The 11,660-nt window shown below is 28.2% G+C and carries 4 protein-coding genes; 1 reads left to right on the forward strand and 3 read right to left on the reverse strand.

Annotation, left to right across the window (positions count from 1 at the left end; all coding sequences use genetic code 11):
• From ACRC28_RS03550 to ACRC28_RS03560, 3 genes are all read right to left on the reverse strand, one after another.
• A partial coding sequence (locus ACRC28_RS03550; RefSeq protein WP_438542077.1) for a GH36-type glycosyl hydrolase domain-containing protein occupies positions 1-7,637 on the reverse strand: 7,637 nt, incomplete at its 3' end.
• 178 nt (positions 7,638-7,815) lie between these two features.
• Complete coding sequence (locus tag ACRC28_RS03555) at positions 7,816-8,226, reverse strand: hypothetical protein (RefSeq protein ID WP_438542078.1); 411 nt, start codon at positions 8,224-8,226, stop codon at positions 7,816-7,818.
• Positions 8,227-8,563: 337 nt separating this feature from the next.
• Positions 8,564-9,859: a M18 family aminopeptidase gene (locus ACRC28_RS03560; RefSeq protein WP_438542079.1), complete on the reverse strand. Its 1,296-nt coding sequence runs from the start codon at positions 9,857-9,859 to the stop codon at positions 8,564-8,566.
• Positions 9,860-10,116: 257 nt separating this feature from the next.
• Here ACRC28_RS03560 and ACRC28_RS03565 point away from each other — a divergent pair, with 257 nt between their 5' ends.
• Complete coding sequence (locus ACRC28_RS03565) at positions 10,117-11,295, forward strand: cation diffusion facilitator family transporter (protein ID WP_438542080.1); 1,179 nt, start codon at positions 10,117-10,119, stop codon at positions 11,293-11,295.
• Positions 11,296-11,660: the final 365 nt, after the last annotated feature.

The following is an 11,660-nucleotide window of genomic DNA, read 5'->3' on the forward strand; positions in this document are numbered from 1 at the left end:
TTTATTATTTCACCTTCAAGCTTTTCTCCATTTATAAATATTCCTTTTTTCCCGTCCTCCCTTTTACATAAAATCTTGTATTCTTCTTTCTTTAGCTCTATACTAAACTCTTTTATATAGTTTGGTAAGTTTGGCTTTATCTCATATCCCTCTTCCCTTATTTTTAATCCTATAAGATTATTAAGCCCTACCTTATACATCCATCCTGCAGCTCCAGTATAATAGCTCCATCCTCCAAGCCCTTCATAAGGATGTCTTGTATAAACATCTGCTGCCATTACATATGGCTCTACCTTATACTTTTCAATTTTCTCTTTTGTATTTCCATGTGTTATTGGATTTAACATATTAAAAAGTCCATAAGCTTTTTCATTTTCACCTAAAAGTGAGAAAGCTAAAACAACCCACACAGCAGCATGTGTATACTGCCCTCCATTTTCTCTAACTCCTTCTATATATCCTTTAATATATCCTGGTTCTAAATGGTCCTTTCCAAAAGGAGGGTATAAAAGCTTTATTAATGCATTTTCTTTATCTATAAGATACTTTTCCACACTTTCCATGGCTTTTATTTTTCTTTCTTCTTTTCCAAAGCCAGCTATAACAGAAAAGCTTTGCGAAATTGAATCTATAAAACAATCCTTATTTTCTTTTGAACCAAGAGGTGTTCCATCATCAAAAAATGCTCTCTTATACCATTCTCCATCCCAAGCATTCTTTTCAATATTTTCTATTATCTCTTCTTTTTTTTCTAAAAATAACTTTTCATGCTTAGTATCATTTTTTAATTTTGCTATTTCTACAAAACGGTCAAGAATAATTGATAAGAACCATCCAAGCCATACACTCTCACCTTTCCCCTTATTCCCAACAGTGCTCATTCCATCATTCCAATCTCCACACCCCATTAATGGAATTCCATGTTCTCCAAGCTTAAGACTTCTTTCTATTGCTTTAATACAGTGATTATAAATACTATCCTCTTCTCCTTTTTCATTTACTATTCCATATCTTTCTTCTTCCCCTTCTCTAAGTGGTACATCCCTTAAATAAGATGTTTTTTCTTCTAATATTGAATAATCTCCTGTTAAATCCAGATATTCTATTACTCCATAAGGCATCCATAAAAGGTCATCTGAGAATTTTGTTTTTATTCCACTATCTATTTTAGGATGCCAAAAATGCTGAACATCGCCTTCTTCATACTGTCTTTTAGAATTTTCTAAAATTCTTTCTCTTAAAATATTAGAATCTATTATCCCTAATGAAAAACTATCTTGCATTTGGTCTCTAAAACCATATGCACCACCACTTTGATAAAAAGCACTTCTGCTTAAATACCTGCAATTATAGTTTTGATATAAAAGCCATCCATTCATCATGTAATCAAAACTTTTATCGCCAGTATTTATCTTTATATTTCCTAGGAAATCTCCTAATTTTACTTTTATTTTATTTAATTCATTAAAAACTACATCTTTATTTTTGTATTTTTCTATTTTTTTCTCAACCTCTTCAAAGGAATCCTCTTCTCCTAAGATACATACAAATACTTTTTCTTCATTTTTATTAAGTAATATAGTTTTTTCTACTCCAATGCACTGGTCTATATCTACTCCACATTTTTCTACAACATTACATAATTCTTCTTCTTTTAATACAGATAATATTTCTTCTTTATCACAAGTATATATATTTTCCCCTTCTCCTAAAATAGTTCCATATGTTATCTTTTCTTTAAAAAAGCTTGAAAAATTATTCTTTCCATAGGCATACTCTTTCTCTATTCCTGTATAAATATAATCCTCAGTATTTTTCTTGTTGTCTCCTAGTACCAATTCATTATAAAAATACATGCTAATTTCTTTGTCTTCATTACTATTATTTTTAAGCCTAACTATTTGAATTTTAACCTTATCTTCTGTTGGAACAAAAACTGTTATGCTTCCTTCAATGTTTTTATAGTTATGTGAGAAGGTTGAATAACCAAAGTTATGATTTATTTTATAAACTCCTCCATCATCTATAGGCTTTTTAAATATAGAAAAGCTTTTTTCATGATTCTTATCTTTAAACCATATTCCTTCCCCCATAGAATCTTTTATATAATCATTGCTCCATGGTGTTATTTTATTTTCTCTGCTGTTTTCACACCAGGTATACCCCATCCCTGTTTCACTTATGTTACATCCAAAGCTTTCATTCGCTAAAACATTTATCCATGGTCTACCTGTATTTTCTTTGTTTTTTAAGACTATTTCATAGCTCCCATCTTCTTTATTAAATCCACCATACCCATTGAAGAAATCTAAATTATGTAACACTTCTTCCTCTCTCTCTTTTTCTTCTTTCTTTTCCTCTTCTTTTATTTTTTCACTATTTAAATGAAGAAGATATTTGCAATCTCTTTCTATTTGCTTTTCAAAAAAGTGCTTCTTTTCATATTCTTTAATTAATCTAGTTAAATCTACTTCATTGGTATCTAAAAAGATTGTTGATATTCCAATTAAAAGTTTTTCATCTTCCTTGCTTAAAGTTTCACTATTTAATAAGAAGATATTTTTCATATCATCTCCATAAATTGAATTCATATAGCTTTCTATTTCATTCTTATTTTCATTGTTATAATTACTAATTTCTTCATTATATATAACTAAATCTACATCAATTCCCTTTAGCTCATAATAATAGTGCATTCTCATAATTTCTTTTAATAGTTTTTTATCTTTTTTCACCTTAATAAAAATAATCTTTTTATCACCTGATATTCCATACTTCCAAAGGTCTTCCTTTTTACCTTTAAGATTTTTAATATATTCTTCCTTATCCTTTCTACTTTTAGGAATATATAAAAACTCCCTTAAAACCTTCATATATATATTTCCTCTTTTTCCATCTATAGAAAGCTTATTTAAAAGTAGCTTTGACATTTTGTTATATCTTTTTCTTAAAAGTATAATGTCTCCTATATTCTTATTTCTCGAAACCTTCTCTATAATCTCTTCCTTATTTTTAGTGTACCCTAGAATAAATCTTAAAGCTTTTTCCTCTCCTTTTTCTAAGGTAACTTCTCTTTTTATTCCTATACACGGGTCTAAAGGCTCATTTGAATCCACCTTAAATACTTTATTTATTCCCTTAGGATTTTTAAGACTTCCATTCCTTCCTATAAACCTTTCTCTTGAATTTATATATTCCATACTATTCTCTTCAGTTCTTTCTAAGAAAAATCCTACAAAAATATATTTCTCTTCTTCTTCTTTTTTTCTTTTTCTTCTTTTACCTATTATTATATTTTCACCTTTTAAAACTTCAGTTTCTATAAAAAGATTTGAAAAAGTCATATGTGCTAAATCTGAAGCTAGGCTATTTATAACTGGTTCTAAATATGCTGTTACATCTAAAACTACTTTATCTTTTCTAAAATTTTTTATAGTAAGACTTCTTACTTCTAAATCATCCTCTGGAGATACTAAGCTTCTTACCCTTGTTTCAATTTCATTTTCAATTTTATATATTTCAGCTTTTTCTTCTGAAAATTTAACCTTATAGTTTTCTCCAAAGTTTTCAAAAGGATAGAAGGTTGGACTCTGAACTTTTTCACCATCATTTATATAAAATAATACACCACCCTCTTCTTCTAAAAAGTCTCCACCCCATCTATAAAGCATATTATCTTCATATCTTGAAAAGCCTCCACCAAGACTATTTATCATTAAAGTATATTTTCCATTTGATAAAATATTTACTTCCTTATCACTAGCTTCAAGTTCATTTAAAATTCTTTCTTCAAATATACTTTCTTCTACTTCTATGTCCTCTACTATAAAGCTTTCTTTTTCTAATCTATTTAGATTTTCTGACTTTTCTTTTAATAATATTTCTGTAGCCTTTACTTCTGGTATATTATGAAATCTTTTTATCATTATATTTTCTTCTAATGCATTATCTAATGCCATTAAAGACATTCCTAAATGGTGTACCATATATGTTTTTACTAAAAGACCTTTTCTTTTTTCTCTTTTTAAATCTTCACTTACTACTTCTTCCTCTAAAAGCTTATTTATTCTATTAGTTGTATAATCTATACTTTCTATAAAACCATATTCACCATAAGCTCCAATTTCTTTAAGTCTTTTTAAGTTATGGATACTTTTCTCTTTATTTATTTGAAGAGTTAATATAGATGCATATGGAGTTACTACAATCTCTTCATTTTTTTCTCTTTTCATTCTAAGCTTCTTTACACCAAAAGCCTTATATTGATAGTTTTTTTCTAAATCAAACTTATAATATGCTCCTTCAGACATTCCAAAAGGAATTTTTTTTCGTCTTCCATAACTAATTTGACTATCTAACACCCCTTCATAAGTTTCAAAAAACATACTTCCATTAAGATTTTTCATTATTAAACTTGGCATAAGATATTCAAACATTGTTCCACTCCATGAAATAAGTGTTTTATTAAATCCTACATATCTAAAGCCTCTTTTTAATTTAAACCAATGACTTTCATCTACCTCATTTCTAGCAATAGCTAAAAAGGATGCCACTCTTGCCTCTGATGCTAAAAGGTCATAATAAGATTCCCCAAAACTTTCTTTATCAATATTGTACCCAACGTAAAAAAGTTCTTTCTCCTTATTAAATAACTTTTTAAAATCCATTTCATTTATAAACTTATCTAAAAGCTTTTCTAACTCTTCATTTTTATTTTTAAAAGTTTCTCTGCATATCATTAAGTAAGATAAAAGATTTCCGCTATCAACAGTTGAAACATATCTTTCTCTTAAGCTTTCCTTTGTCTCTACGTTATACCAATTTAAAAAGTGTCCATGCCATCTTTCTAAAGTATCCATTGATTTTAAAGTATTTAAACATCTTTCTATTCCTTCTTCTTCCTTTATAAATTTCAAATCCATTGCTACAATATTACTCATTAAAGAAAGTCCTATATTTGTAGGAGATGTTCTTTTTGCTTCACCTTTAAATGGCTCTTCTTGATAATTATCAGGTGGAAGATAATTATTTTTTTCTGTTACAAAATCCTTATAATACTTCCATGTATCCTTTGCAGTATTAAGAAGAAAATCAGTATCTTTTCTGCTTATATACTCTTCATTTTCTATTTCCTTACTTAAATCTAATGCCATAAAAGGTGCTAGTATCCAAAGGATACCTATAAAAAATACTAAAACTGATACAACTTCATCACCTCTGTAACTTAAAAATATAGTTACTATTCCAAATAAGATGCTTAAATACATAGTTCCTGCATAATAATTTATATTAATACGTTCTTCCTTATCTTCTAAATCTGATGCTTTCCACTCTAGTAATTTTTTCTTACTTATAAATAATCTATAAAGACTTTTTATTATTGCATCTAAACTTATTAAACCTTGATACGGAATAAATGCTACTATTAAAATTACTTCTACTAATGTTTTAAAGCGTCCATTTATTTTTTGCTTTGGTGTTACAACAAAATCTGTAACTCTAAATAAGAGCGGTGAAAATACTAATAAAAATAAAATTATTATATTACTTTTACCACTTCTTAAGACAATCATTGAAATTATAAGTGATATTAAAAGCCATGGTGCTAAAAGGCTTCTTCTGATATTATCAAAAACCTTCCACCTTGAAATAAGAGAAATATCCTTCTTAAAAATCCATTTTATAAGCTGTACATCCCCTCTTATCCATCTATGTAATCTTTGAGTACTACTTATATATGTACTTGGATATTCTTCTATAAACTCACAGTCAGTAACTAATGCACACCTTGCAATTTCACCTTCTAAAAGGTCATGACTTAGAACACTATCCTCTTCAATCTTTCCTTCCATAGTCTTTAAGAAGGTATCAATATGTATTATTCCTTTTCCAGTAAATGACCCCTTACTAAAAAGGTCTTGGTACGTGTCTGAATAAGCAGTTCCATATCCATCAACACCACCATCCCCTCCAAACACTTTAGAAAATAGTGTTTTATTTTTACTTTCTAAAGAAATAGATACCTTAGGTTGCATTATCCCATAGCCTCTTTCAACTCTATCTATTGAAACCCTTGGCTTATTTAAAGGATGGCTCATTGCACCTACAAGTTTTCCTACCATTCCTCTTTTTATAAAGGTATCTGTATCTAAGGTTATTAAATACTTTGAATCCTTTAAAATATCTATATCTCCTGAAAAAAATTTATATGTTGTTTTTTCGCCCCTTAAAAGCTTCATAAATTCTAAAAGCTTTCCTCTTTTCCTTTCCCATCCTATATACTTTTCTTCACTTTTATCATAAACTTTCTCTCTAATTAAAATAAAAAATCTCTTTTCATTATATTCCTTATTTAATTTTTCAATTTCATTTTTTCCATATTGGAATAATTCTTTTTCTAAAACAGTTTCCTCTTTTAAGCTATCTACAAAATCACCTAAAATAACGAAATATACATCTTTATCTTTATTTCCTATATAAGCTACTCTTAACTTATCTATCAAATAATCTATTTTTTCTTTTTTTTCAATAATTGTTGGAACTACAACAACTGTTTTATTTTTTTCTCCAATTCCTTCTCTTAAATCTATCTTAGGAATATGAGTCATCTTCTTATATTTAGGTACAAAATAATTAATTAATGAAACTACTATTTCACTTGCAGGCATAAGAACTATTAAAAATTCTAAAATATATTCACCTATGCTTATACTATTCGTCCTAAAAATACTTACTAAAAATAATATAATTAAATCTAATACTAAGGTTCCTAATATATTTCCTAATATAAAAATCTTTTCATTTAAATTTGTTTTTACTCTTTTATTTATATTGAATTCCTTTAAAAGTTCATATACTCCATAATCAACAATATAATATCCTATATGTGTTGTATGTCCCTTTCTTCCTTCTTCTAGCTTTTTTCTTGAAAGTTCTAATGCCTTTTTAGCTATTTCAATTCCACTTAAATTATATTTTCTACTTAATTCTTCAATAGAATGTCTGTAATAATCCTTAGAAGTTTCCTCCATACTTTCATAAATTCCACTACAATCTCTTCTTAAAAGAATCTCCATCATAGAAACTTCCTTAAAAAAATCACACCACTTTATACTTTCAATTTTTCTAAGAGCTATTATGCTACCTTCAATATCCTCATTTATATTTTCATTTAATAAAAGCTTTTCCTCTTCATTATTTTCATAAAGCTTTCCGACAAACTTCCCAACATTACAGATTTTAAGTAGCAAATATACCTTCAAAAGAATAGGGATTGACACAACCTCCCCATAAGTTAAATACTTGTTTTCACTTAAAACATATTCCTTTAAACTCAAAATATCTATACCTATATCCTTCTTTATAATATTCTTGCAAATACCATAAACCCTTGGCAGTTTTTCCTGTTCTTCTATTGGTAAACTAAAAAAATAATTTTCTGGGAAACTAAGCTCTACCCCCTTAAATTCTCTTTCTAATAAAAATGTATTATCTAAAATCCATTCACTAACAGAAGTTTTTAAAGCACCTTTTTTTATAGCCCTATATATTTTTTTATAACTTTCCTTTAAATCCTTATATCCACTATTTAAATCATACAAAAGATTTCTTTTATTCTTTTTAGATATTCTCTCCATAATAAACCCTCTTTTAACTCTAAATTTGGTAAATTTCTAAATCTTAGTTTATCCAACTAACGATTAATTTATTACAAGTACAATCCAAATTAAGTTAATTAAAGTTTATTTTCCCATGAAGGTGCAAAAAAAGAAGCTATCCCTAGAAAGATAACTCCTTTAATAATCTATATTATTTCTATAATGTTTCTTTTGCTTTTTTGTTATTCATAAATTCCATAATTGCTCCAACAAGAATTATGATAGTTGCTACAGCCATAATATACATCCCTGTAGATGCCATATTTATGCTATCTCCAAACCAATCTACACTTTTTGAGTTAATAAACATAATAATTCCTAATAAATTTATCCCTGCTAAAACAATTCCTAATATATAATGTCTCGCTTTTCCCATGAACATAGTTATAATTGGATATAACATTAAAATTAAAAATAAATATCCTCCCTGTTGAAAACCACCAGCCTTAACGATACCAATAGCGTCCACCCATGTAAAAAATAATGAAATTATTGCAATTACAAAACCTACTAAATACATTTTTTCTACTAACGACTTTTTCATAATCATGTCTTTAAAATCTTCCATCTTCATCCCCCTTGTTTAAACTTCTTTTCATATCTACTAAATTGTAGATATTTTGAAATTTGCTTTCTTATAATATCATATCTCATCCTTAGATTTTTTTACCATCTAAATTTAAATGATAACATTTCTGCCTTCTTTTAACCTATTTATCAGTTATTCTTAAGTTTTACTCATAAATCCATCATTTGCTTTTCACTTTAACTAAACATATAACAAACTTCACATTTTATTCTCATTATTAATTTTCTCATAATTTATAGTAAAAGAAGAAGTTGTCTAATCCAAGACAACTTCTTCTAATTCTAAATTTTTAATTTCAAATTATTAATTATCACCATTAATTATTAAAGAATTCAGTGAATGCTTTAATTGTATAATAATTATCTTTAACTGAGGCAAGCTCTCTTACTGAGTGCATTCCTATAAGTGGCGCTCCCATATCAACTACTGGAATACAAAGGTCTGCAGCTGATATTGGTCCTATTGTAGTTCCACCTCTAACATCTGATCTATTAACAAATTTTTGCATTGGTACATTTGCTTTATCACATATTGATTTAAATATTGCACCTGAATATGCATCTGTTGAATAACTTCCTGATGCTGCTATTTTAAGTACTGGTCCTCCACCTAAAACTGGTCTGTTTGTTGGGTCATGCTTTTCTCCTAAATTAGGGTGTACTGCATGTGCAAGGTCTGCTGAAATCATTACTGAATTTCCAAGTGCTCTAAAGAATTCTTCAGTATTTTTACCAAGACCTATCATTATTCTCTCAAGTAATCTTCTTATAAGACTTGAATTAGCTCCTTGAGCAGTAAGGCTTCCAATTTCTTCATTATCTACTGCAATCATAACCTTTGTACTATTTATTTCTTCACTGTCTAATAATGCACGAACTCCTGCATATACCATCCATTTATCATCAAGTCCACCAATTGAAATAAACTCTTCATCTATTCCAACTAAACATCCTTTTGTAAACTCATATAAGAAAAGGTCAAAGTCTAAGATTTCTTCTTTTTTAACTCCTAAGCTTTCACAAAGAATAGACATTAAGTATCCTTCTTTTTCAAGCTTTTCATTTACAAATCCAACTAAAGGTAATGTATCTTTTTGCTTGTTTATAGCATATCCTTCATTTATAGTTCTATTCATGTGTATTGCTAAATTAGGAATTATTAATACTGGTTTATTAACATCAACTAATCTAACTACAGGCTTTAAAGGATTTTCTCCTTTTAAAGTAACTCTTCCTGCAATGCTAAGTGGTCTATCAAACCAAGTGCTAAGAATAGCTCCGCCATATCCTTCAGTATTTAACTTAACATAACTTCCTTCACTTACCATATCTGCATTTGGCTTAATTTTAAAACCTGGTGCATCAGTGTGAGCTCCTATAAGTCTAAATCCATCTTCAACAATATTTCCATTACCAACAATAAAAGAAATTATTGCTGAATCATTTTTTTTCATATAATACTTTCCACCTTCAGAAAGATGCCAAGCATCCTTTTCAAAAAGTTCTACAAATCCTTCTTTATCTAACATTTTTTGAACTTCTTTAGTTGCATGGAAAGCAGTCTTTCCATTATCAATAAATTCCATTAATTCTCTTGCTAATTTTTTTTCCATCTCTATCACTCCTAATCTCTTGTTCTATAAAACTATTTTACCATAAATTTATAACCAATGATTATTTTTTAAAACAGAATCACTAAATAGAAACTTACATATACTACTTTTAAGCTTAAAATTTTCTTATCTGTATTAATAATTATTTTCAATAGTTATTAATTATTATTATAGGATAATTATTATTAATTAATATATTGAATAATAATTTTTTTTAAGTTAGAATAATAATATTAGAATTTATAGGAGAATAATTTATGATATCAAAACTTTTAGTAAATACCTTTATTAAAGATAAAGAGAACGTTAAAGATAAAAAAGTACGTGATTCCTTTGGTACTTTAGGAGGAGTTATTGGAATTATAGTGAACCTTATTTTAACCGCTATAAAAGTTTCAGTTGGATTAATAACTGGAAGTGTAGCTATTACAGCAGATGGAGTAAACAACCTATCTGATGCAGGTTCATCAATAATAACTATAGTTGGATTCAAAATGGCTAATAAGCCTGCTGATAAGGAACATCCCTTCGGACATGGAAGAATTGAATATATATCAGCTTTAGTAGTTTCATTCTTAGTAATCTTAGTAGGACTTGAATTTGTTAAAACTTCTATTGAAAGAATTTTAAATCCAAGCCATGTTACATTCGATCTTATCCCATTTATACTTTTAATAATTTCTATATTCTTAAAAGTATGGCTTGCAAGCTTTAACAAATTCATTGGAAATAAAATAAACTCAAATGCATTAAAAGCTGCTGCTGTTGACTCATTAGGAGATGTTTTTGCATCAACTTGTGTTGCAATTTCATTTTTAGCATCTAAATTCACTGACTTCCCTATTGATGGGTACGTTGGAGTAGTAGTTGCCTTAATTATAGTTTACTCAGGATATTCTTTAATTAAAGATACTTTAAATCCATTACTTGGAGAAGCACCTGACCCTGAACTTGTAAAAGAATTAGAAGAACTTTTACTTTCATATCCACACATAACTGGAATACATGATTTAATCATCCACAACTATGGACCAGGACGTTGTATGGCATCAGTACATGCAGAAATTCCAGCAGACATAAATATAATGGAAATTCATACTGTAATAGACAATGCTGAACGTGAAATATCCCATAAGCTTCAACTATATCTAGTAATTCATATGGACCCAATATGTGTCTTCGATGATGAAATCAAAGCTGCACACGATGAAGTAGAAAAGATAATAAAATACAATCCACTAATAAAATCAATGCACGACTTTAGAATAGTTGGCGATGGAGATATTAAAAACTTAATCTTTGATGTAGTCGTAGACTCAAAAAACTTAAAGAAAATAATGAACGAACAAGCATTAAAAACAGATATAACACATGCTATAAAGGAATTACATCCGGAATATAACTGTATAATTACGGTGGATCATGATTTTACTTAGAAATTAAGAATTTAAAATTAAAAATTTAGAATTAGGGGGAATCGCAAGCGATTCTTTGGGGGGACTCAAAATTTATCGGAGATAAATTTTATCGTGAGATGGTTTTTTTAGTTAAGAGTTAATAGGTTAGAGGTTAGAGTTGTTCTTTTGACAGCTCTTTTCTTTTTCTCGGGGAGACTCAAAATTTATCGGAGATAAATTTTATCGTGGGATGGTTTTTTTAGTTGGCTCTGTTTCAATATACTGTTGATAATAGTATATTAAAAAGACAAACTATAAAAAACTACTAGCTTAGGTTTTAAGATACAAATTAAATTTTCACAACTAAATTTGCATAGTAAATAATATAGCTAAAGGTCAAGCGA

This window comes from Clostridium sp. (genome assembly GCF_051650885.1).
Classification (GTDB): domain Bacteria; phylum Bacillota; class Clostridia; order Clostridiales; family Clostridiaceae; genus Clostridium.

Excerpts from the sequence above, each read along its gene's own strand:
- ACRC28_RS03555 (WP_438542078.1), bottom strand. The coding sequence starts at position 8,226 with ATGGAAGATTTTAAAGACATGATTATGAAAAAGTCGTTAGTAGAAAAA.
- ACRC28_RS03560 (WP_438542079.1), bottom strand. The coding sequence starts at position 9,859 with ATGGAAAAAAAATTAGCAAGAGAATTAATGGAATTTATTGATAATGGA.
- ACRC28_RS03565 (WP_438542080.1), top strand. The coding sequence starts at position 10,117 with ATGATATCAAAACTTTTAGTAAATACCTTTATTAAAGATAAAGAGAAC.